Annotated in this window: 22 protein-coding genes; 14 read left to right on the top strand and 8 right to left on the bottom strand. The window is 34.6% G+C overall.

Annotated features, from left to right (window positions below; genetic code table 11):
* The first annotated feature begins 118 nt into the window (after window positions 1-118).
* Window positions 119-1,057 carry an L-threonine 3-dehydrogenase gene (locus V5J73_RS00505; protein ID WP_338646842.1) on the top strand — a complete coding sequence of 313 codons (939 nt, stop codon included), beginning with the start codon at window positions 119-121 and terminating at the stop codon, window positions 1,055-1,057.
* 50 nt (window positions 1,058-1,107) lie between these two features.
* On the opposite strand, the gene V5J73_RS00500 is transcribed toward V5J73_RS00505, so the two are convergent.
* From V5J73_RS00500 to V5J73_RS00485, 4 genes are all read right to left on the bottom strand, one after another.
* Window positions 1,108-1,503, bottom strand: a complete 396-nt coding sequence (locus tag V5J73_RS00500; protein ID WP_338646840.1) for a hypothetical protein — start codon at window positions 1,501-1,503, stop codon at window positions 1,108-1,110.
* Window positions 1,504-1,513: 10 nt separating this feature from the next.
* On the bottom strand, window positions 1,514-3,388 hold the full coding sequence (locus V5J73_RS00495) for a M1 family metallopeptidase (RefSeq protein WP_338646839.1): 1,875 nt from the start codon (window positions 3,386-3,388) through the stop codon (window positions 1,514-1,516).
* A gap of 61 nt (window positions 3,389-3,449) precedes the next feature.
* Window positions 3,450-5,078: a S8 family peptidase gene (locus tag V5J73_RS00490; protein WP_338646838.1), complete on the bottom strand. Its 1,629-nt coding sequence runs from the start codon at window positions 5,076-5,078 to the stop codon at window positions 3,450-3,452.
* A gap of 75 nt (window positions 5,079-5,153) precedes the next feature.
* A complete protein-coding gene (locus V5J73_RS00485; RefSeq protein WP_338646837.1) occupies window positions 5,154-6,014 on the bottom strand; it encodes an MBL fold metallo-hydrolase in 861 nt (286 codons plus the stop codon).
* A gap of 168 nt (window positions 6,015-6,182) precedes the next feature.
* On the opposite strand from V5J73_RS00485, the gene V5J73_RS00480 reads away from it, so the two are divergent.
* The 5 genes from V5J73_RS00480 (at window position 6,183) to sufD (ending at window position 10,691) form a co-directional block, all read left to right on the top strand.
* Window positions 6,183-6,512 (top strand): HesB/IscA family protein, encoded by a 330-nt coding sequence (locus tag V5J73_RS00480; protein ID WP_338646836.1) that lies wholly within the window; start codon window positions 6,183-6,185, stop codon window positions 6,510-6,512.
* Window positions 6,513-6,591: 79 nt separating this feature from the next.
* On the top strand, window positions 6,592-8,040 hold the full coding sequence (gene sufB, locus V5J73_RS00475) for a Fe-S cluster assembly protein SufB (RefSeq protein ID WP_338646834.1): 1,449 nt from the start codon (window positions 6,592-6,594) through the stop codon (window positions 8,038-8,040).
* A gap of 32 nt (window positions 8,041-8,072) precedes the next feature.
* Window positions 8,073-8,825 carry a Fe-S cluster assembly ATPase SufC gene (gene sufC / locus V5J73_RS00470; protein ID WP_099714056.1) on the top strand — a complete coding sequence of 251 codons (753 nt, stop codon included), beginning with the start codon at window positions 8,073-8,075 and terminating at the stop codon, window positions 8,823-8,825.
* A gap of 49 nt (window positions 8,826-8,874) precedes the next feature.
* Window positions 8,875-9,243 (top strand): four helix bundle protein, encoded by a 369-nt coding sequence (locus V5J73_RS00465; protein ID WP_338646831.1) that lies wholly within the window; start codon window positions 8,875-8,877, stop codon window positions 9,241-9,243.
* A gap of 131 nt (window positions 9,244-9,374) precedes the next feature.
* Complete coding sequence (gene sufD, locus V5J73_RS00460) at window positions 9,375-10,691, top strand: Fe-S cluster assembly protein SufD (RefSeq protein WP_338646830.1); 1,317 nt, start codon at window positions 9,375-9,377, stop codon at window positions 10,689-10,691.
* Window positions 10,692-10,750: 59 nt separating this feature from the next.
* On the opposite strand, the gene V5J73_RS00455 is transcribed toward sufD, so the two are convergent.
* Window positions 10,751-12,106: a serine hydrolase domain-containing protein gene (locus V5J73_RS00455; protein ID WP_338646828.1), complete on the bottom strand. Its 1,356-nt coding sequence runs from the start codon at window positions 12,104-12,106 to the stop codon at window positions 10,751-10,753.
* Window positions 12,107-12,340: 234 nt separating this feature from the next.
* Here V5J73_RS00455 and V5J73_RS00450 point away from each other — a divergent pair, with 234 nt between their 5' ends.
* The 7 genes from V5J73_RS00450 (at window position 12,341) to V5J73_RS00420 (ending at window position 17,016) form a co-directional block, all read left to right on the top strand.
* Window positions 12,341-13,555 (top strand): aminotransferase class V-fold PLP-dependent enzyme, encoded by a 1,215-nt coding sequence (locus tag V5J73_RS00450; protein WP_338646827.1) that lies wholly within the window; start codon window positions 12,341-12,343, stop codon window positions 13,553-13,555.
* 19 nt (window positions 13,556-13,574) lie between these two features.
* On the top strand, window positions 13,575-14,006 hold the full coding sequence (locus V5J73_RS00445) for a hypothetical protein (protein ID WP_338646822.1): 432 nt from the start codon (window positions 13,575-13,577) through the stop codon (window positions 14,004-14,006).
* 23 nt (window positions 14,007-14,029) lie between these two features.
* On the top strand, window positions 14,030-14,449 hold the full coding sequence (locus V5J73_RS00440) for a SufE family protein (protein WP_113636251.1): 420 nt from the start codon (window positions 14,030-14,032) through the stop codon (window positions 14,447-14,449).
* 13 nt (window positions 14,450-14,462) lie between these two features.
* The gene (locus V5J73_RS00435) at window positions 14,463-15,179 is read left to right on the top strand and encodes a hypothetical protein (RefSeq protein ID WP_338646821.1); all 717 of its coding nucleotides are present in this window, start codon (window positions 14,463-14,465) and stop codon (window positions 15,177-15,179) included.
* A 22-nt stretch (window positions 15,180-15,201) separates the two neighbouring features.
* Window positions 15,202-15,525 carry an SUF system Fe-S cluster assembly protein gene (locus V5J73_RS00430; RefSeq protein ID WP_099714049.1) on the top strand — a complete coding sequence of 108 codons (324 nt, stop codon included), beginning with the start codon at window positions 15,202-15,204 and terminating at the stop codon, window positions 15,523-15,525.
* An 81-nt stretch (window positions 15,526-15,606) separates the two neighbouring features.
* The gene (locus V5J73_RS00425) at window positions 15,607-16,119 is read left to right on the top strand and encodes a DUF2480 family protein (RefSeq protein ID WP_338646820.1); all 513 of its coding nucleotides are present in this window, start codon (window positions 15,607-15,609) and stop codon (window positions 16,117-16,119) included.
* Window positions 16,120-16,167: 48 nt separating this feature from the next.
* Entirely contained in the window at window positions 16,168-17,016 is an 849-nt protein-coding gene (locus V5J73_RS00420; RefSeq protein ID WP_338646819.1) for a DUF3078 domain-containing protein, read from the top strand.
* A gap of 154 nt (window positions 17,017-17,170) precedes the next feature.
* On the opposite strand, the gene V5J73_RS00415 is transcribed toward V5J73_RS00420, so the two are convergent.
* The 3 genes from V5J73_RS00415 to hflX all read right to left on the bottom strand — a co-directional run bounded on the left by V5J73_RS00415 (window position 17,171) and on the right by hflX (window position 20,355).
* A complete protein-coding gene (locus tag V5J73_RS00415; protein ID WP_338646818.1) occupies window positions 17,171-17,725 on the bottom strand; it encodes an REP-associated tyrosine transposase in 555 nt (184 codons plus the stop codon).
* Between the two features lie 200 nt (window positions 17,726-17,925).
* Window positions 17,926-18,726 (bottom strand): hypothetical protein, encoded by an 801-nt coding sequence (locus tag V5J73_RS00410; RefSeq protein WP_338646817.1) that lies wholly within the window; start codon window positions 18,724-18,726, stop codon window positions 17,926-17,928.
* A gap of 384 nt (window positions 18,727-19,110) precedes the next feature.
* The gene (hflX, locus tag V5J73_RS00405; protein ID WP_338646816.1) at window positions 19,111-20,355 is read right to left on the bottom strand and encodes a GTPase HflX; all 1,245 of its coding nucleotides are present in this window, start codon (window positions 20,353-20,355) and stop codon (window positions 19,111-19,113) included.
* 252 nt (window positions 20,356-20,607) lie between these two features.
* On the opposite strand from hflX, the gene V5J73_RS00400 reads away from it, so the two are divergent.
* Complete coding sequence (locus tag V5J73_RS00400; RefSeq protein WP_338646815.1) at window positions 20,608-22,242, top strand: DUF6377 domain-containing protein; 1,635 nt, start codon at window positions 20,608-20,610, stop codon at window positions 22,240-22,242.
* Window positions 22,243-22,428 lie beyond the last annotated feature (186 nt).

The following is a 22,428-nucleotide window of genomic DNA, read 5'->3' as shown; positions in this document are numbered from 1 at the left end:
ATGATAAATTTCTTAATTTATCATGTTTTTAAAGCGTATTTTAAGATTTTTATAATCATTTTCATCAAAATTATGTTATTTGCGAAAACGTTATCTTTGTTTTTCAAAACAGAAAAAAATGAGTACGAAAATATTGATTATTGGCGCTTGCGGCCAAATAGGAACGGAGCTTACCCAAAAATTACGACAACTATACGGAACAGAAAATGTAATTGCTTCGGATATCCGAAAGCTAAATATTGATGTGGTGAATTCCGGTCCATTTGAAGTCATCAATGCGTTGGATTTTAATCAAATTGAACATTTAGTAGAATTGCATCAAATCACCGATGTGTACTTAATGGCTGCTTTATTATCAGCTACAGCCGAGAAAAACCCTGCATTTGCTTGGGACTTGAATATGAATTCCTTATTTCATGTTTTGAATTTGGCGAAAGCTGGAAAAATAAAAAAAATATTCTGGCCTTCGAGTATTGCCGTTTTTGGACCCACAACTCCAAAAGAAAAAACGCCTCAATACACGATTATGGAGCCATCAACGGTGTACGGAATCAGCAAACAAGCTGGCGAAAGATGGTGCGAATACTACCATAACATCTTTGGTGTAGATGTAAGAAGCATCCGTTATCCAGGTTTAATCAGCTGGTCATCGCCTCCTGGTGGCGGAACTACGGATTATGCGGTGGATATTTTTCACAAAGCACTTTCAGATAAAACATACGAATGTTTTTTATCCTCGGAAACTAAAATGCCGATGATGTATATGGACGATGCGATTGCTGCGACCATCCAAATTATGCAAGCGCCAGTTGACAAAATAAAAATTCATTCGTCGTACAATCTAGCGGCCATGAGCTTTACACCAACGGAGATTGCTGCCGAAATCCAGAAACACATTCCAGAATTTACCATTACTTATGAGCCGGACTTCCGTCAAAAAATAGCCGACAGCTGGCCAGCAAGTATAGATGACGCTGAGGCCAGAAAAGACTGGGGATGGAAACACAAATTTGATTTGGAAAGCATGACTACCGATATGCTTGAGCATTTGAAATAGATCTACTAAGCATAAAAAATGCCGCAAAATTTATGTTTTGCGGCATTTTTTTATTTTGAGCTAATTTCTGCTAGCAGCTTTTTCACTTCCTTAAACTGTGATTCCGATTTAACTTCTAAAAGATCTCTTGTTTTTCCATTTTTCAGCTGAATAAAATATATAATTTTATTAAATGAAACACGCTCTTTGATTCCCACAATTTGATCTACTGTAATTTTATCTAAACCCGTTTTTCTAAAAAAATAATTTCGAAGCCCAAAAGCAGCAATCATGCCAATAATCAACCAAATTAATTTCATAAATCCAAAAGCTACCTGAGGATTGGATAAATTTAAAACTGCATTTATAAAAGTTATAATCAAAAGCAATTTCACAATAAAAAAATGATTTTTCAAACCATCTTTGATTTCAATTGATGCAGTAGTTTGATTGTACTTAATATCCATAAAATAAAGATTATTTTATCTCGTATGTATTATTCTCCTTTTTCAAATCTGCCATTAATCCACTTGAATCAATCGTTATTTTCTTGATAGAAGCTTTGGGTTTCGCAATGTTGAATTCAAACGTTGGATACGCCCAAGCCCAATCAGAAAGTACTGTTCTTTTTACTGCCGGATTAGGGTTTTCTTTTTCGAAACTCATCATGCGCAACGGAATGTAAAAACTTTCCGATGTTCCATCAGTATATTCCACAGTCAAATCTATTGGCATTGGCATTCTTCCAATTCTTTCTAAAACCACCTTGGTTTGTCCTGCATTTTCTGCTACTTCTTTGATGCCGTAATCAATAGTGTTGGTCGTTTGTGTCCAATCTGTCAAATACCAATCTAAATTGGCACCTGAAATTCGCTCAGCTGATCTTTTGATATCATTTGGCGTAGGGTGTTTGAATTTAAAATCGCTGTAATACTTTTTCAAAGTTTTCATCAAATTCTCTTTTCCTATTAGATAAATCAATTGAGTTAGGAAAAGTTCACCTTTGCTATACGATGTAATGCTATATACTCTATTTTCGTCAAAACGATCTGCATGCGTACCTTGTGGTAATTCTTTACCTGAATTTACCATTGAAAAATATCCTGAATACGCTCCCTTAAATGGATTTTCTACTTTTTTATCGGCAATTTCATTTAGTCCAAAATCTTCAAGGAACGAAGTAAACCCTTCGTCCATCCAACCGTGTTTGGATTCATTGGAAGCCAAAACATGTTGGAACCAAGAGTGCGCCATTTCGTGTGCAGTTACGCCAAGCAAGCCGTCAAAAGTACCTTGCCCTAAAATCAATGTACACATGGCATATTCCATTCCGCCATCGCCACCTTGAATTACAGAGTATTGTTTGTACGGATATTCCCCAACCGTTTTGTTGTAAATCTCCATCAACTGTACTGTTTTGGGCTGAAGGTTTTTCCAATTTTCAATATATTTTGGATTGTTTTTATACAAGAAATGAATATCGACTCCGTTAGGCCCTTTCGCCACATCGTGAATATAATCCTTATCAGCAGCCCAAGTAAAATCATGAACCATTGGTGCATTAAAATGCCAAGTCAATGTTTTCGTTTTCTTGGGTACAGATACAACCACACCTTGATCTTGGTAACCAAAACCAATTTCATTTTTATTTTGCAAATAACCCGTTCCACCTAAAACGTAGTTTTTATCAATCGTGATTTTGACATCAAAATTCCCCCAAACACCATGAAATTCTCTGGCAATGTAAGGATCTGCGTGCCAACCTTCAAAGTCAAATTCGGCTAGTTTTGGATACCATTGTGCCATTGACAACTCTACGCCTTCGGCATTATTTCTTCCAGAACGACGAATCTGAATGGGAACCTGACCATCAAAATCTAATGTGAATGTAGTTTTTGAATTGGGTAAAATAGGTTGAGCCAAAGTCACTTCAAGAATAGTCCCAATCTCTTTTGCAGCAGCTACTATTCCATCCTGTTTGAAATTAGAAATTCGCAAATAACCAATTTCATTTGGTTTCAAATTTTTAATTCGGCTTTCTTTGACTTCTTTATCGCCCACTTTTACTTTAGTGACCATTCTGCCGTCTGGATCTTTGATACTTTGAATTCTAGCATCCATTTCGCTTCCCGGCTGAAAGGCATTATTGAATAAGTGATAGTACACTTTTCTCAACGTATCAGGAGAATTATTGGTGTAAACCAATTCCTGTTTTCCTTTGTATTGGTATGTTTTTACATCCATGGATACCTCCATTTTATAATCGACCTTTTGTTGCCAATACGAAGTGTTTTGAGCCAAAAGACTTCCAAAACTTATTGAGAAAAAGGAAAATAAAATTATTTTTTTCATATTTGATTGAAATAAAAATGGAAGGACAAATTGCCCTTCCATAAAATTAAGTTTAATGTGTTTATTTTGACATTTTTTCAGCCATCAATAAAGCATTGTATGCGTTTACTATTTTTCCTGATTTAGACAAAGTAGTAAAAGAGCGCGTATCAGCTGCTTTTCCTCCTACAATAACATCTGTTGAAATAGCAACACCAGAATCCATTAAGATGTGTTTTACTTGTTGAGCAGATAATTTTGGGTAATACGAACGAATTAATGCAGCAACTCCGGCAGCATTTGGTGCAGCCATTGAAGTTCCTTGTAAATATTTATAAGTATTGTTTGGAGTTGTTGCGTAGATTTTTACACCCGGAGCAAAAACGTCAACATTAATTTTTCCAATGTTAGAAAAACGAGCCACCACTTTATTACCGTATTCAAAATTCAAAGCACCAATTGTGATTAAATTATCCGCAAACTCGGTTACTTTATCTTCAGAATCGTTAGGGAAATTCTCTGCATAATCAATATCTTTCGCATCATTTCCAGCAGCGTGAACAATTAATACATCTTTTTTCTCCGCATATTTTATCGCATCATAAACCCATTGTTTGTGTGGAGAAAAACTTTTTCCAAAACTTCCGTTGATAACTTTCGCACCATTGTCTACTGCATAGCGAATTCCTAATGCGATATCTTTATCATACTCATCACCATCTGGCACAGCACGAACAGTAAGAATTTGAACGTTATTAGCAACACCGTCTCCGCCAAGTGTATTGTTTCTAGTTTGAGCAACAATTCCGGCAACGTGCGTTCCGTGAAGAATTTCGTTCTTGTCTGGCCCCATCACATTGTTGTTCCCGTATTTTGTGTCAGTAATATCGTCTGGATTATCTCCTACCACTTTACGGTAATCTGTTTTCAGATTATCTCCGTTTATAAGAGCAATTTGGTCGTCTAATTGGTTTTGTACCGCGACTTTTAGCTCCGCTATTGGCAATCCATAAGAAAGCATTTGTTGCATAGCCGCTTTACTTTTTTGTGTTGCTGGTTCTTGCGAAACAATCGCATTTACTTCCTCAATAGTGTACACTGGTTTACCAAAATGTTTCACTAATGTAGCATCACTTGTAGCAATAGTCTCTAACATTTGCTCTGAACGTGTTTTTCCTGCAATAGCATCAGCCACTTTTTTATCATTCAATGCTTTTGCTTCTAAATACGTAGCTTCATTAACTAAACTTTTATTTTTGATGATTCTTTCGTATTCCAAATTCTCTTTGGTACTGTCTCCAAGAAAATTCCATCCGTGAATATCATCGATATATCCGTTTTTATCATCATCAATTCCGTTTCCAGCAATTTCTTTTGTATTAGTCCAAAGTACGGACTTCAAATCCTCGTGTTCAATATCTACGCCTGAATCTACAATTCCAACAATAACTGGCACTCCTTTTTTACCTTTCAATAATTCAGCATACGCCTTGTCAACACTCATTCCAGGAATGGTATCCGTCACAATATCTAAATGACTCCAACGTTTTAAATCGTTCTCAGCAATAGGTGCCTTTTTTGAAATGTTCAGCGGTGCGCTAATGGTAACTAACTCAGAATTAGAAGCATTTGAAACTTGTTTTGCTGCGCCACACCCTACTAATGCTAAAAAAGCAAAAGCAGAAATGTAAATAGGTTTAATGGTATTCATCGAAAATGTTTTTGTTAATTTTAAAATATTCGTCTAAAATAATTTTTTTTGTTACAAAAATCGTTGTGATTAACACTATGTTAAGATTTGTTCGCAAGTAAACACTTCTGCTAAGCGAACGCCTTTCTCGGTTTTTTGTACGGTTATTATTTCATTGTGCGCATCATGTTCCAAGAACAAATAATAATTATTATCAGCCGCAGCATTCATGAATTTTTCTTTTTCTGGCATAGTCAATAAAGGTCTGGTGTCATATCCCATTACATAAGGAATAGGAATGTGTCCGGCTGTCGCCAATAAATCAGCACAAAAAACGATTGTTTTGTCCTTATATTGAATGTGCGGAATCATTTGCTTTTCGGTATGTCCATCTGCAAAGAAGATCCCAAAACCCAATTCTGAAGTTGAAAGAAAATCACCTTCGGGCCTTTGAATGAAATTTAATTGCCCACTTTGCTGCATTGGCAAAATATTTTCAGCCAGAAAGGACGCTTTCTCTCTGGCATTAGGTTTTGTCGCCCATTCCCAGTGATTTTCGTTAGACCAGAATTTAGCATTTTTAAAAGCCGGTTCGTATCCCGTCTTATCTTTATTCCATTGTACGCTTCCACCACAATGGTCAAAATGCAAATGCGTCATAAAAACATCGGTAACATCATCACGATGAAAACCATACTTAGCCAACGATTTATCCATCGAATGCGTTCCCCAAAGCGAATAATATCCAAAGAATTTCTCAGACTGTTTGTTTCCCATTCCGGTATCAATCAAAATTAATCGGTTACCGTCTTCAATCAATAAACAGCGTGCTGCAATATCAATTAAGTTATTTTCATCGGCAGGATTGGTTTTGTTCCAAATAGTTTTTGGCACTACACCAAACATTGCGCCACCATCCAATTTAAAATTTCCGGTTTCTATAGGATATAATTTCATGTTTTTTCTTTTTTTTGAGAGGAATCAAAGTTAAGAAATTCAAACACTTTTACTGGTCGCAAATAGCTTTTTTCTATTTTTGCATTAGTTATAAAAATGTTATCGATTATGGAAAAAGCTTTTTATACACTATCTTTGTGCTTAATTTAGACAAAATCAATATAAGCTATGATAAAAGTTTCTGACACAGCAAGAAAAAAAATCATCGATTTAATGCAAGATGATGGTTTTGATGCAGCAAACGACTACGTAAGAGTAGGTGTAAAAAGCGGCGGATGTTCTGGATTGTCTTATGATTTAAAATTTGATAAAACAAAAAACGAAGACGATAAAATATTTATAGACAACGATATCACTATTGCTGTCGAAAAGAAATCGTTCCTTTATTTAGCCGGAACAATATTAGAATTTTCAGGAGGAATTAATGGTAAAGGGTTTGTTTTCAATAACCCAAACGCCAATCGAACATGTGGTTGCGGAGAATCATTTTCATTATAGTCGAATGTCGAAAGTCATAAAGTCGAAAGACTTGTAATGACTTTAAAACTTTAGACTTTAAAACTTTAAGACAAAAAATATGTCAAAATACACAGAAGACGATTTAAAAATCGAACTCGAAAATAAAGAATACGAATACGGATTTTACACCGAATTAGAATCAGAAACGTTTCCTATTGGTTTAAATGAAGATATCGTTCGCGCTATTTCGCACAAAAAAGGAGAACCTCAATGGATGACCGACTGGCGTCTGGAGGCTTTTCGCGCTTGGGAGCAAATGACAGAGCCGGAATGGGCAAATGTACATTATACCAAACCTGATTTTCAAGCCATTTCTTATTATTCTGCACCTAAAACGGTAGATCCTAATAAAACATTGGACGATGTAGATCCAGAGCTTTTAGAAATGTACAAAAAGTTAGGAATTTCTGTTGATGAGCAAAAAATGATGAATAATGTAGCGATGGATATCGTAGTCGATTCGGTTTCTGTAGCAACAACATTCAAGAAAACATTAGGCGAAAAAGGAATTATCTTCATGAGTATTTCTGAAGCCATCAAAGAGCATCCAGAATTAGTTCGTAAATATTTAGGAACCGTTGTACCACAAAAAGACAACTTTTATGCGGCACTAAATTCAGCAGTTTTCTCTGACGGTTCTTTCTGTTATATTCCAAAAGGCGTTCGTTGCCCAATGGAACTTTCTACTTATTTTAGAATCAATCAGGCAGGAACAGGACAATTCGAAAGAACATTATTAGTTGCTGACGAAGGTAGTTATGTATCTTACTTAGAAGGCTGTACTGCTCCAAGTCGTGATGAAAATCAATTGCACGCTGCTGTAGTGGAACTAATCGCTTTAGACGATGCCGAAATCAAATATTCAACCGTACAAAACTGGTATCCTGGAAACAAAGAAGGAAAAGGTGGGGTTTATAATTTTGTGACCAAAAGAGGAATCTGTGAGAAAAACGCAAAAATTTCTTGGACACAAGTAGAGACCGGTTCAGCGATAACTTGGAAATATCCTTCCGTTATTTTAAAAGGAGACAATTCAACAGGAGAATTTTATTCGATTGCGGTTACCAATAATTTCCAACAAGCCGATACAGGAACCAAAATGATCCATTTAGGTAAAAACACTAAATCGACTATTATTTCTAAAGGAATTTCTGCCGGAAGATCACAAAACAGTTATAGAGGTTTGGTACGAATTTCACCAAACGCCGATAACGCCAGAAACTTTTCACAATGTGACTCGTTGTTAATGGGAAACAATTGTGGTGCGCATACTTTCCCTTACATCGAAAGTAAAAATCCATCGGCTAAAATTGAACATGAGGCTACGACAAGTAAAATTGGTGAAGATCAAGTTTTCTATTGCAACCAACGTGGAATTCCAACCGAAAAAGCTATTGCTTTAATCGTAAACGGTTTCAGTAAAGATGTATTGAATAAGTTACCAATGGAATTCGCCGTAGAAGCACAAAAATTATTAGAAATTTCTCTTGAGGGATCTGTAGGATAACCTTTTTAAGACTTTATAAAAACAACACGTTTATGTTATCAATAAAAAATTTACACGCCTCAATTGGGGATAAAGAAATATTAAAAGGGATTAACCTTGAAGTAAAAGCGGGAGAAATTCACGCGATAATGGGGCCAAACGGAGCTGGAAAAAGTACATTGGCGTCTATCATTGCAGGAAACGAAAACTACGAAGTAACCGAAGGTGAAATATCTTTAGACGGAGAAGACCTTTCAGAATTGGCGCCAGAAGAAAGAGCACATAAAGGTGTTTTTCTTTCGTTCCAATATCCAGTGGAAATTCCAGGAGTTTCAGTTACCAACTTCATGAGAACTGCTATCAACGAAACCCGCAAAGCAAACGGTCAGGAAGAAATGCCTGCTAATGAAATGCTAAAAGTGATTCGTGAAAAATCAGAATTATTAGAAATCGACCGTAAATTTTTGTCTCGTTCGCTAAACGAAGGTTTTTCTGGTGGAGAGAAAAAACGTAACGAAATTTTCCAAATGGCAATGTTAGAACCAAAATTGGCTATTCTTGATGAAACCGATTCTGGTCTTGATATTGATGCCTTACGTATTGTTGCAAATGGTGTTAACAAACTAAAAAGTGACAAAAATGCAATCGTAGTGATTACGCACTACCAAAGATTATTAGACTATATCGTTCCTGATTTCGTTCACGTATTATACAACGGAAAAATTGTAAAATCCGGAGGAAAAGAACTAGCACACGAACTAGAAGAAAAAGGATACGACTGGATTAAACAAGAACAAGAAGCTTAAAATTAAAATAGTCTAAAGTCGAAGGTCATAAAGTCAAAAGAAAAAAGTAATGGGGAAATTTAATTCTTTCGAAGAAATTAATTCTTGGCAAAAAGCAAGAGTTTTTAATAAAAGAATTTACCTAATTACTGAAAATACAAATTTCAAGAAAGACTTTGATTTCATTAGACAAATTAGACGGGCTTCAATTTCTATATCATCAAATATCGCTGAAGGTTTTGAGAGAAATACTGACAAAGAGTTTATTTACTTTTTATATGTTGCAAAAGCTTCCGCTGGAGAAGTTCGTTCTCAATTATATTTAGCATTTGATTTGGATTATATTACTAAAGAAGAATTTGAAAAACTTTTAGAATCAGTAACAGAAATATCAAAATTGTTAAGTGGTTTTATTAAATATCTGAGTCCAAAGTCATAAAGTCTAAAGTCATAAAGAGGTAACCTCAATATAACTTTAAATACTTTCAGATTAAAAACTCATAAATAACGTTACGTTGACAATCCAAAGTCTTTCGACTTTCGACTTTCGACTTTAAGACTTAAATTAAAATGGAATTGAAAGAAAAATTACTATCGTCTTTTATGGCTTTCGAAGAGCGTGTAGATGTTCACTCTGAACTTCATGACGTGAGAACTGCCGCCATAAAAAACTTTGAAAATAAAGGTTTCCCAACCAAAAAAGACGAAGCTTGGAAATACACTTCGCTAAATGCCATATTAAAAAATGACTTTACCGTTTTTCCAAAGCAAGAAAATGCAGTTGAATTTAATCAGGTAAAAAAATACTTTTTACACGAAATAGACACCTATAAAGTGGTGTTTATTGATGGTGTTTTCAGTTCGCATTTGTCGTCAACAACACACGAAGGAATTGATGTTTGCTTGATGTCATCGGCATTGACCAAACCAAAATACAAAATGGTTATTGATACTTATTTTAACCAAATTGCCAACAAAGACGAAAGTCTGACTTCTTTAAATACGGCTTTCGCCAATGAAGGAGCGTATATCCACATTCCAAAAAGTAAAGTCGCGGATAAACCGATTGAGATTATGTATTTCTCAACTGGAAACGAAGCAGCTCTTTTGGTTCAGCCAAGAAACTTGGTGATTGTTGGTGAGAATTCTCATGTTCAAATTATCGAGCGTCACCAAAGTTTGAATGAAAATCCGGTATTAACGAATTCTGTTACCGAGATTTTTGCTCAAAAACGTGCTATCGTTGATTATTACAAAATTCAAAACAATACACTTGAAGCAAATTTAATTGACAATACGTACGTTTCTCAACAAAAAGAAAGTCACGTTTCGGTTCACACTTTCTCTTTTGGAGGAAATTTGACAAGAAACAACTTGAATTTCTATCACTTTGGAGAACACTTGACAAGCACTTTAAACGGAATCACCATTATTGGCGAAAAACAACACGTAGATCATTATACTTTAGTAAAACATTCGGCTCCAAATTGCGAAAGTTTCCAAGATTATAAAGGAATCTATGCGGATCGTTCTACGGGAGTTTTCAACGGAAAAGTATACGTGGAGAAAGACGCACAAAAAACAAATGCATTCCAAAAAAGCAACAATATTTTATTGAGCGACAAAGCGACAATAAATGCAAAACCACAATTGGAAATTTTTGCCGATGACGTAAAATGCTCTCACGGTTGTACTGTTGGACAATTAGACGAAACTGCAATGTTCTACATGCAACAACGCGGAATCCCTAAAAAAGAAGCCAAAGCATTATTGATGTATGCGTTCTCGAATGCCGTTATCGAAAACATCAAAATACCAGAATTGAAACAACGAATTACCAAAATTATCGCTACGAAATTAGGGGTGAAATTGGGATTTGATTTGTAATCCAAATCAAGAAGTTATAATAGCAACCCTGTCAGAGTTTAGAACTCTGACAGGGTTTTTTAATATGATTGTTTTTTCAAACTCCCAATTATCCCACTCAACATTCCATTAAAATCAAAATTAGATTCTTCTTTCAACCCCATTCGTACAATTACTAAATCAAGTGACGGAATAATCGCCACCATTTGCCCTTGAAAACCGCTGCAATAGTACATTTCCCTTGGAACATCGGGAAAATGTCCTCCAGCATTGAGCCAAAAGTGTCCGCCATATCTTCCGTTAGATGTATTTGTAGGAGTTGCAGTGTATTTCGTCCAACTTTCGTTGAAAATTTGTTCTCCGTTCCAGTTTCCTTTATGCAAATACAACAAGCCAAATTTTGACCAATCTCTCGTTGTAGCCCAACCGTAGGATGAACCTACATAATTTCCTGCCATATCCGTTTCGATTACCATAGAATTCATTCCTATTTTATCAATTAAATCTGTGTACCAAAAATCTAAATATTCTTGATGCGTTTTGAACTGCTTGCGCAAAATCCCTGAAAGTAAATTTGTCGTTCCAGATGAATAATTCCATCGCGTGTTAGGTTTATATTCGGCCGGTTTCTCAAGTTGGGAACGCGTCATATCCTCGGCTTGAAAAAGCATTTGAGTAGCATCGCAAATTTTATCGTATTTCTCTTCCCATTCCAAACCGGAATTCATGTGAAGTAAATCACTAGTAGTTATCAATTTTCGTTTATCATTCGCCCATTCAGGAATTGGAGCTGGCGCATCAATATCAAATTTTCCTTGTTTTTCTAAAACTCCAAACATCGCGCTAGTAATACTTTTTGTCATCGACCAGCCCAAAATTTTACTGTTTTTATCGAAACCAGTATCGTACTTTTCGGCAATGATTTTGTCTTTATAAATTACTAAAAGGGAACGCGTTCTCTTTTTCAATTCTCCTTTTTTATCAAAAGCATTGGCTACAGCCACATTCAATTTAGCATAATCAACGTTAGCAAAAATGGTGTCTTCAGGTTCATTATTTCCATACGGAAAAGGTAAATTATTATTCAACTTTGTTCTTTTGGGAACCAAATACGGTTTTGAAACATCAAAATCATCGTTGATTAAAGTCGCTCCTAAACCTTCACGGTAAATTGCTTTTCGTTCTTTCAAACCGTAAACTGAAGCCACAGCAAATTTTCCGGCATTTTCAATTTTATTTTTTGCCAAATCAATCATGTCGATATCATTGTCGCCTTTCTCAATCATTTCTTGCGAACGATTATCAATAAAATGTCCCGAAGCGATACTTTTGGCTGAAAAGCCAGAAATTAAATCTAATTTTGGATAAGTCGTGAATCCAACATAAAAGATTCCGATGAAAGAAGCAAAACCAACGAACTTAAAGATTTTTTTCATAGAGAATTAATTTGAAGCAATTTAATAAAAAAGAACCACATTTTTGAACCGATATTGAATTGAGAAAATCAAGTTTTATTAACAAGTGTTTGCCAAAAATTAATTCCAATTTCACTACTTTTGTATTTAGAAAAATTCTAAATAATGATGAGCTAATCTTAGATTAGTTTCTCTAAAAAAATGTTGACTATTGGCTTTATTCAAGACCAACAAAACATTAAAAAAAGCAGACACATGTTAGACATAAATAAAATTAGAGCCGACTTCCCTATTCTTTCCCAAAAAGTAAACGGAAAACCATTGGTTTATTTCGATAATGGAGCTACTTCGCAAAAACCACAAGTGGTAATTGATGCGATTTCAAAATATTATCAGGAAATCAACGCTAATATTCATCGTGGCGTTCACACGTTAAGTCAACTAGCGACGGATGCTTACGAAATTTCACGCGGTAAACTTCAAAATCATATCAATGCGAAATTCGCTCATGAAGTGCTTTTCACTTCGGGAACAACACACGGAATCAATTTAGTTGCCAATGGATTTGCTTCGATTTTAAAACCCGGTGATGAAGTTTTGGTTTCGGCATTGGAACACCACAGCAATATTGTGCCTTGGCAAATGTTGTGTGAGAAAACGAGAGCGACTTTGCGTGTGATTCCAATGAATGAGGATGGAGAATTGATTATGTCTGAATATGACAAATTACTTTCGGATAAAACAAAAATCGTAACCGTAAATCATATTTCGAATGCTCTTGGAACGGTCAATCCAATTAAATATATGATTGACAAAGCGCATGAAATTGGAGCAGCAATTTTGATTGATGGAGCGCAAGCAGTTCCACATTTAAAACCCGATGTCCAAGCTTTGGATTGTGATTTCTATGTTTTTTCAGGACATAAAATTTGTGGTCCCACAGGAACTGGAATTTTATACGGAAAAGAAGATTGGCTGAATAAATTACCACCGTATCAAGGTGGTGGCGAAATGATCAAAGAAGTAAGTTTTGAGAAAACAACCTATGCAGAATTGCCACATAAATTTGAAGCAGGAACACCAAACATTGCTGGCGGAATTGCACTAGGAACCGCCGTTGATTATATGAACGAAGTAGGTTTTGACAACATTCAACAGCAAGAAAAAGAATTACTGGAGTATGGAACGCAACGTTTATTAGAAATTGAAGGTTTGAAAATTTTTGGTACGTCAAAAGAAAAAACTTCCGTAATTTCGTTTAACATTGAAGGAATTCATCCGTATGATATTGGCACCATAATTGACAAATTAGGAATAGCGGTACGAACAGGCCATCATTGTGCGCAACCTATCATGACTTTCTTTTGTATTCCTGGAACGATACGAGCGTCATTTGCTTTTTATAATACCAAAGAAGAAATTGACATCATGGTTGCTGCTATCAAAAAAGCGCAACTTATGTTATCTTAAAAACTAAAATTAAAGTCACATGAAAATACTTTCTTTATTGTTCCTAACGATTTTTTTGGGCAACGGTTGTGATAGTGCCAAAGCGCAAGATATTGAAACTGCTGTCATTGAATACACCGCCAATACCAGAGGTTTTTATCAAAAAATAACCGTCAAAAATCAGATGGTAACTATTTCTAAGGACAGAGATGGAAATGACAAACCAGTACCAAAAAAAATATCGGATGCTGAATGGAAGGATATTTTAGATTGTTTTGAAACGATGGAATTAGATAGTTTACCCCAATTAAAAGCACCAACTGAGAAACGATTTTACGACGGTGCAGCTATCGCGAATTTGAAAATTACCTTCAAAGACAAAGCGTATGAAACGGATAGTTTTGATCATGGGTTTCCACCAAAAGAAATTAAGAAATTCGTGAATACCATAACTTCATTAGCTAAAGAATAAAACTGAAACAAATTCAGCATACTATGAAAATTAAAGAAATACAAGAAGAAATAGTCGACGAATTCTCCATGTTTGACGATTGGATGGAGCGTTATGAATACATCATCGAATTAGGCAAAAAACTACCACTAATTAAAGAAGAATTCAAAACCGAAAACAATTTGATTAAAGGCTGCCAGTCAAAAGTGTGGCTACAAGGAGAACAAACGGATGATAAAATTGTTTTCACTGCCGATAGTGATGCCATTTTGACCAAAGGAATTATTGCGATATTGATTCGGACTTTTTCCAATCAAAAAGCGTCTGATATTCTGGAAGCTGATATGGGTTTTATTGATGAAATAGGCTTGAAAGAACATTTATCGCCCACACGCGCCAATGGATTGGTATCTATGATAAAAAATATAAAAATGTATGCTTTGGCGTTCAATGCGCAGAATTAATTTTGCTATTCTTATGAAAAAAATATTTTTTACATTGATAATTTTAGTCTGTAATATTGTTTTCTCACAAACAGTAATACCGGAAAAATATTCAAAGGTAAAATTTGTTTATGAGCAAAAATCGAACTTTTTCATTGAAAATTACAAAGTGTACGCAGACACATTATTACTCAAAGTAGAATATCCAAAATTAAAATTTTCAAAAGTAATAAGCCCGACCGATTCAACAAAAATTATTGGATTTCTTGAAATTAAAAATTTTAATAACGAAGATAAAAAAAAGCTAGAAAATAATTTATATCATACAACACATACGATAGAGGGAACCTATGATTTAAAAAAGAATAAAACAAAACTATCTTTCACGAGAGGGAATAAAACTTTAAACGAAATTTTTAAAAAATATTTTGGAAGCAGTTATAGTCCATTTAAATTCAATGTTGTTGTTGATTACAATGAAAAAAAAATTCATACTAACTATCCAAGAATAAAGTACACAAAATCGTTTGACTCACAATTAAAAAAGATCAATTTTACAAGTGCCGATAAAAGTTTAGGAACTTACACTTTTCAGAACAGCAAAGGTATTCAAACGAATGTGATTAGTTTAGACAAAAAATACAATACTAAAATTACGCCTGATATTATATTTTCAAATAATGATTTTGGAGTTGGTGAAATCGTTTCTATATTTGATACAATTACATTAATATCAGTTACTTACGAATAAAAAAATAACAAAATTTAAAATTATGACACAAGAAATAGACACCACTGAATTAGGAGAATCAATCGTAAAAATATTAAAGACCATCTACGATCCGGAGATTCCTGTAGACATCTACGAATTAGGATTGATTTATGACGTAATGGTTAATACCGATTATGAAGTAAAAATCTTGATGACGCTTACTTCCCCAAACTGCCCAGTTGCAGAAAGTTTACCAAGAGAAGTAGAAGAAAAAGTAAAATCAATTACCAATGTAAAAGATGCTGAAGTAGAAATCACTTTTGACCCACCGTGGAGCAAAGATTTAATGAGTGAAGAAGCAAAATTAGAATTGGGAATGCTTTAAATTAGTCCTAATGTCAAAAGTCATAAAGTCTCAAAGTAGTTGACCTTATGACTTTCGACTTTCGACTTTAAGACTTCAAAAATGGAAGAAATAATAAATAAAGTTGCGAATAGTGTTCTGGAAGTTTTCGATCTCGAAGATTATTATCCAAGCGGAATTCGGGCGCAAATCGATATTTCGCAATGGCTTTTAGAAGGATTTTTATTGAAAGAAAAAGACTTTAGAGAGGAATTGAAAAATCACGACTGGTCCCATTACCAAGACCAATATGTAGCGATTCATTGCAGTACCGATGCTATTGTTCCGGCCTGGGCATCCATTTTGGTTGCGATTCAACTAGCACCGTTTGCAAAAAAAATCATCAATGGAACCATAGCCGATTTAGACGCTTCACTCTATGAAGAATTGTTACCAAAAATAGACTATTCCGTATATGAACATAAACCTGTTATTATAAAAGGATGTTCCAGAAAACCGGTTCCAATGCGGGCTTATGTATTAGCAGCGCATTACTTGCAACCTTTTGCACGAAGTATAATGTATGGCGAAGCATGTTCTGCCGTTCCGTTGTATAAAGCGCCAAAAAAAGAATAACACCTCACATTAATTTATACTTTTAGTTAGCATTTAAAATATAAAGTCATGAAAAAAATAGCTTTTTCTTTCCTATTCCTTTTCACCATACTTGCTGTTACAGCACAAGAAACAGCAACAGACACGATAAAGTATTGGACCAAAAAAGGAAACATATCACTGCTTTTCAATCAATCTGCTTACAATAAGCAATGGTTGGGTGGTGGAACATCGAATGTGGCGGGGAATTTTGGACTGAATTATGACTTCAATTATAAAAAAGGAGATGTCGTTTGGGATAACAAACTGATTCTAGCGTATGGTTTAACCAAAATAAAAGGAGATGAAAAAATAGCTAAAACTGATGACCGCCTGGAATTAAATTCGCTTTATGGAAAGAAAGCCAACGGACAATGGTACTATTCTATGTTTTTCAATTTCAAAACACAGATGGATACTGGTTTAGATAAAAATATGTTGAAAATTTCGCATTTTTTCTCTCCAGCTTATTTCCAATTGGGACCAGGAATGCTTTGGAAAAAAAGTGATAATTTAAGTGTCAATTTTTCTCCGGCAACGGCTAAACTTATTGTTGTTCATCCTCATTTTACAGAACTTGGTCCTTCTTTTGGAGTATTGCAAGGCGATGCAACCCGATTTGAATTTGGAGCCAGCATTTCAGGATATTACAAATTTAATATCATGACGAATGTATCTGTAGAAAACCGATTGAATTTATATTCCAATTATTTAGATAATCCTCAAAACGTTGATATTGATTACCAAATGAATGTCATCATGAAAATCAACAAATACTTGTCGGCTAACGTAGCCGTTCAGGCCATTTATGATGACAATTCGATTCAAGCCGTTCAGGTTAGAGAAGTATTTGGATTGGGCGTTAATTACGGGTTTTAAGAAAATATATTTTATAAAAAAAGACCTTTAGAAAATTCTAAAGGTCTTTTTTTTGTTCTGTAGTGTCTCTGTACTCTGGTGCTCGTTTGCAACGAGTACCTACTTACTTATGTAAACTAAATAAAGCGTTTGCAACGCGACTAATATAAACAGATTACCATAAAGGTTCGACATTTACATTACAAAAAACAGTATTGTCTTCTTCATAATTTCTATAACTACTGTTTACATAATCTCTTTCATGAAAAACAATTTCGGCTTCAACAGGATTATAATGAATATAGTTTAGACGCTGTTCTATTTTTTCCAAAGTATCCAATATAACCGGATGAAAACCATCTTGCCACACTTTATAATTTTTAGCTCTTCCTGATTTTTGAGCTTCAAAACTAAATTTCCGTAACAGCCATTCTCGCCTGCTCTCAGGATATTCTTTTAACGCTTCTATCAGTTTTTTTGAGGTGAATTTTTTAAAATCCCGAATAACACCTTGTAATTCACCATCAAATGCTGTTACAATTAAATGAATATGACTAGTCATATATACATAAGCATGCACACTCAATCCTTTTTCCTTGATACAATAATTTAAGGATTCGTCTAAAATACTACAATAATTAGGTCTTACTAATAAATCAACCCAATCTACAACTGTTATTGTAATAAAAGTTGGCACTGTACTATCGATAACTTTATAATTCTCAGACATATTTTTTTGAAAATATCGATTTTAAGAAACGCTACTATAAACAGTCGTATACTTGTTTTAAAGGTACTCCGGTTTTAGCGATCCGCGTTGCAAACGCTATAATTTGTCTCTTAATTTAAGTAGGTACTCGTCGCAGACGAGCACCAGAGAACGAGGAGAAACGAGCACTAGTGGGGTGTAGTGGCTGTTAGCAGTAGTCTTTATTTAGATATTTCGGATATATTTAAGGTTTTAGATATTTTTAGCCAGCTAGAAATCATATGAAATAAAAAATAAGCAGTTATTAATTGCAGAAATCTGATTATCTGTGATAGTTTTGATAAAGGTTTTATAAAGCCAAAAACAAAACCAGTTACTGAATCTAACCATATGTCGTTATATGGAATAAATTGTTTTGGATTATGGATTTTAGTATTTAATAAATTCATTTCTTTAGTAAATTTATTAACCCCATCGATTAAATTCCCTGATTCTAATTTTAAGGTTGCAATTCTGATATTATTTTTAAAAATGTCAACTTCTTTTTCTCTACTTCTATCATTTGGTCTCTCATCGTCTTTTGAAATAGATTTAACAATAAAAGTGTATTCTTTTATTTTTTGCTTCCTATCTTCAATTAAATTAATCTTTGTATTAGGAAATTTTGACTTTAATTCAAAAACAAAAACTGAATCTTTATAATTTTTAAGTTCTTCTTTATAGTTTTTTATATTTTTATTCAAATATTCATTATTAAAGCTATAGTTTTCTTTGTCATAAGAATAGTTTAGATAATGAAAATAAGGAAGTAAGCCAATTAACATAAATGTTAGAAAATAAAAAGTCGACATATTACTATATCTTTCTCTTGTCAAATTAAATAAGGAGAATAGTATTACTGCAATTAATATTAAAAATACTGTCTCGCCATATTTTATTGATATTTCTTCACCAAAAATATATTTTAATACAGAAATTAATAAGCTTGATATTATTATGAAACTAAATTCTTTATTTTTCATTATTTTCTACGCTAAGATTACTGCTAACTAGTATATACCCGCTACAAAATAGCGCATATACATCTCATTTTAAGTGGATAAGCGCTAATACGTAGTGCATTACTTTCAAATATACACTTTAATAATTATCTTACAAATTATCAAATGGACTTTTTATTTGTAAATTATCGTTATCGTTAATCCGCATGAAGGATGGAAGCGGAAATCCTCCCGATTTTTCTTCGGGAGATTATAGCGTACAGCCTGACGCAGCTGTAACGCAGAGGAAGCTGGGACATGCCCAAAAAAATCCCTCTTGAAAATATCAAAAGGGATTCTGTTGCTGCACTAGCGCTGTTCTCGACTGCGCTCGAACGGACTGCTGTGTACTCTATAAATTGAAAATTATTCGTTTTCGTCTTTGTCTTCTTTTTCCACTGCGTCTTTATAATCCGGATATAAAAACTTATTGTACGGAAAACGGGTGATGTGAATTTGTCTTACGGCTTCGTAAACGCGTTCTCTGAATTCCTCGAAATTTTCTTTGTTGGTAGCCGAAATGAACAACGCATTTTGCTCTCCTACTCGACTCATCCAAGTTGCTTTCCATTCTTCCAGAGTGAAATGTCTTGGTGTTTTTTCGGTCATTAAATCATCTTCATCAATAGTCAGCGGTTTGTAAGCATCAATTTTATTGAAAACCATAATTACCGGTTTGTCATTGGCTTTGATATCTGATAATGTTTGGTTAACGGATGCAATATGATCTTCGAACTCCGGATGCGAAATATCAACTACGTGCAATAACAAATCCGCTTCGCGAACCTCATCCAGCGTACTTTTGAAAGAATCAACCAGTTGCGTTGGCAATTTCCTGATAAAACCTACGGTATCCGAAAGCAAGAAAGGCAGGTTTTTAATAACTACTTTTCGAACAGTCGTATCCAATGTTGCAAAAAGTTTGTTCTCTACAAAAACGTCACTTTTCCCAACAGCATTCATCAAAGTCGATTTCCCCACATTAGTATACCCAACCAAAGCCACTCGTACCATGGAACCGCGATTGCCTCTTTGCGTTCCCATTTGTTTGTCGATTGCTTTGATTTTATCTTTCAATAAAGCGATTCGGTCACGTACAATACGTCTGTCGGTTTCAATCTCTGTCTCTCCAGGTCCACGCATTCCAATTCCCCCTTTTTGACGCTCCAAGTGTGTCCACAGTCCCGATAATCGAGGCAACATATAGATACATTGCGCTAATTCTACCTGCGTTCTGGCGTACGAAGTTTCGGCACGTTGCGCAAAAATATCCAGGATAAGGTGCGTTCTGTCCAGAATTTTACATTCTGTTATGATTTTAGATATATTTTTTTGCTGTGAAGGCGATAATTCATCATCAAATACCAAAGTCGATATATCATTTTCTTTTACAAAAAGATGAATCTCATCAATTTTTCCCGTTCCAACAAAAGTTTTAGGATTAGGGCGTTCCATTTTTTGCGAAAAACGTTTCACCACTTGGCCTCCTGCGGTAAAAGTCAAAAACTCCAATTCGTCAAGATATTCGTTTAGTTTCTCTTCACTTTGGTTTTGAGTCACAATACCAACGATAGCCGTTTTTTCGAAATTTATTACTTCTTTTTCTAACATATTTTTGAATAAGTTACAAATTTAATGATTTGTAAGGGACTTATTGAGTTCTGGGTTTATAAAAAAATCATAACGTGTGAATAATGATAGTATTTTGGTCTGACGAGATATAAGACCAAAGAAGCCCCAAAAGAAATTAGCGAATTTGCGGTAATTGTAAAATCTCAGACCTTTGCAGTGCTTACTTTAGGAGTTCCATTGGATTTTTAATTATTTTTACCGGAATTTAATCCCATTTGAATGAATCGCTTTTTGACAGTACTTCTTGCATTTTTGTCTCCCGTTTTTCTTTTTGCCCAAAATAATTCTGAGGAATTATTGCAGGAATTGGATCAAACGGTTGCTGATTACCAATTGTATTCAGATAAAAAAGAGATTCAAGTCAACAAACTCAAAGAACTGCTGCTTTCTACTTCGTCTGATATTCAAAAATACGATGTTTACGGAAAGTTGTATGCGGAATATAAATCGTATCAATCGGATTCAGCATTGATTTATGCTCGAAAGAGTTTTCAAATAGCCGAAAAACTAAATGACATTGAAAAGCTAAATCATGCCCGATTAAATCTAGCTTCCATCATGGGAACATTAGGAATGTACAAGGAAGCAACCGATATTCTTAATCGAATCAACATCACTACTTCACCCGAATTAAAAGGTTATTATTTCACCGTAAATAGCGTCGTTTATGGCTATATGTCTGATTATGCTGCTTCACTTCAGGAAAAAAAGAAGTATATTGTTTTAACAAAAAAGTACCGTGATTCTTCTCTAAATTATTACAAACCACAATCCAGCGCCTATATTATGGCGAAATCCAGTACGCTTCTTGATGCCGGAAAACACAAGGAAACACTGGCTTTATTGATGAACTATTTCCCGAATATTGCTCACAACAGTGATGATCGAGCGGTTATTGCCTACATTATTTCACAGGCGTATCGCCAAAAAAAAGACTTTAATCAGGAGAAAAAATGGTTGACTATTTCGGCTATATCCGATTTGCAGTTGGCCAAGAAAGAATATATTTCGTTGCGTTCGTTGGCTTTTCTAATGTATGAAAACGGGGATATTGATCGCGCTTACAAATACATAAAACGCTCGCTTGAAGACGCTCTTTTTTGTAATGCACGCCTACGAACCTACGAAATCTCAAAGATGTTGCCTATTATCAACGAGGCGTATCAAAAACAAAATGAAACCAATCGATTTCAGTTGGTACTGTTTTTAATAAGTGCGAGTATCTTATCCATGTTCTTGTTGGCGGTGCTTTTTTTACTTTTCAAGCAAATGAAAAAATTATCCAAAGCAAAGCAGGATTTAAGTTTGGCCAACAGCAAGCTTTCGGAGTTGAATACGGAACTAAATACTTTCAATGAAAAATTGAATGTAACCAATTATACGCTGACCGAAGCCAATCTTCTGAAAGAAATATACATTGGCCGCTACATGGATCAGTGTTCAGACTACATCGGAAAATTAGACGAATACCGCCGAAAATTGAATGTGATGGCAACAACAGGAAAAATGAATGACCTGATTAGTGCCGTAAAGTCAAAACAATTTGTCGAAAATGAACTCGCAACATTTCTCACGAATTTCGACAAGACGTTCCTGCAACTCTTTCCTAATTTCATACCGGAATTCAGTGCTTTGTTAATTGACGAAGAAGCCATACAATTGAAAGAAGGCGAACTGCTGAATACGGAACTACGAATCTTTGCACTGATTCGTTTGGGCATCAAAGACAGCGCAAAAATTTCGACATTTCTTCGGTATTCGGTATCCACAATTTACAATTACCGTTCACAACTCAAAAACAAAGCAGCAGGTCCAAGAGAAGATTTTGAAGCTAACGTAATGCGGATTGGAACCAATCTAAAATAGAAAAATTCTGTTTTTCAAGAAGGTCTTTGGGATTAAAACAATCTTGACGACCTCTTTTTTATTATAAATCCACCACTTTTTTTAAATACTAAATTTACATAATAGACAGTTATTCAGTATCTTGCATTTAAAAAAGAGAAACGCAATCTACTTTTTTATGATGACAAAAATATGTAGTGTGTAAAG

This window comes from Flavobacterium sp. KS-LB2 (assembly GCF_036895565.1).
Classification (GTDB): domain Bacteria; phylum Bacteroidota; class Bacteroidia; order Flavobacteriales; family Flavobacteriaceae; genus Flavobacterium.
The sequence above is the reverse complement of the archived record's forward strand: the minus strand, read 5'-3'. Positions and strand labels throughout refer to the sequence as shown.

Bases quoted from the DNA above. Each gene is read 5' to 3' on its own strand.
- V5J73_RS00505 (WP_338646842.1), top strand. From the start codon at position 119: ATGAGTACGAAAATATTGATTATTGGCGCTTGCGGCCAAATAGGAACG.
- V5J73_RS00500 (WP_338646840.1), bottom strand. From the start codon at position 1,503: ATGGATATTAAGTACAATCAAACTACTGCATCAATTGAAATCAAAGAT.
- V5J73_RS00495 (WP_338646839.1), bottom strand. From the start codon at position 3,388: ATGAAAAAAATAATTTTATTTTCCTTTTTCTCAATAAGTTTTGGAAGT.
- V5J73_RS00490 (WP_338646838.1), bottom strand. From the start codon at position 5,078: ATGAATACCATTAAACCTATTTACATTTCTGCTTTTGCTTTTTTAGCA.
- V5J73_RS00485 (WP_338646837.1), bottom strand. From the start codon at position 6,014: ATGAAATTATATCCTATAGAAACCGGAAATTTTAAATTGGATGGTGGC.
- V5J73_RS00480 (WP_338646836.1), top strand. From the start codon at position 6,183: ATGATAAAAGTTTCTGACACAGCAAGAAAAAAAATCATCGATTTAATG.
- sufB (WP_338646834.1), top strand. From the start codon at position 6,592: ATGTCAAAATACACAGAAGACGATTTAAAAATCGAACTCGAAAATAAA.
- sufC (WP_099714056.1), top strand. From the start codon at position 8,073: ATGTTATCAATAAAAAATTTACACGCCTCAATTGGGGATAAAGAAATA.
- V5J73_RS00465 (WP_338646831.1), top strand. From the start codon at position 8,875: ATGGGGAAATTTAATTCTTTCGAAGAAATTAATTCTTGGCAAAAAGCA.
- sufD (WP_338646830.1), top strand. From the start codon at position 9,375: ATGGAATTGAAAGAAAAATTACTATCGTCTTTTATGGCTTTCGAAGAG.
- V5J73_RS00455 (WP_338646828.1), bottom strand. From the start codon at position 12,106: ATGAAAAAAATCTTTAAGTTCGTTGGTTTTGCTTCTTTCATCGGAATC.
- V5J73_RS00450 (WP_338646827.1), top strand. From the start codon at position 12,341: ATGTTAGACATAAATAAAATTAGAGCCGACTTCCCTATTCTTTCCCAA.
- V5J73_RS00445 (WP_338646822.1), top strand. From the start codon at position 13,575: ATGAAAATACTTTCTTTATTGTTCCTAACGATTTTTTTGGGCAACGGT.
- V5J73_RS00440 (WP_113636251.1), top strand. From the start codon at position 14,030: ATGAAAATTAAAGAAATACAAGAAGAAATAGTCGACGAATTCTCCATG.
- V5J73_RS00435 (WP_338646821.1), top strand. From the start codon at position 14,463: ATGAAAAAAATATTTTTTACATTGATAATTTTAGTCTGTAATATTGTT.
- V5J73_RS00430 (WP_099714049.1), top strand. From the start codon at position 15,202: ATGACACAAGAAATAGACACCACTGAATTAGGAGAATCAATCGTAAAA.
- V5J73_RS00425 (WP_338646820.1), top strand. From the start codon at position 15,607: ATGGAAGAAATAATAAATAAAGTTGCGAATAGTGTTCTGGAAGTTTTC.
- V5J73_RS00420 (WP_338646819.1), top strand. From the start codon at position 16,168: ATGAAAAAAATAGCTTTTTCTTTCCTATTCCTTTTCACCATACTTGCT.
- V5J73_RS00415 (WP_338646818.1), bottom strand. From the start codon at position 17,725: ATGTCTGAGAATTATAAAGTTATCGATAGTACAGTGCCAACTTTTATT.
- V5J73_RS00410 (WP_338646817.1), bottom strand. From the start codon at position 18,726: ATGAAAAATAAAGAATTTAGTTTCATAATAATATCAAGCTTATTAATT.
- hflX (WP_338646816.1), bottom strand. From the start codon at position 20,355: ATGTTAGAAAAAGAAGTAATAAATTTCGAAAAAACGGCTATCGTTGGT.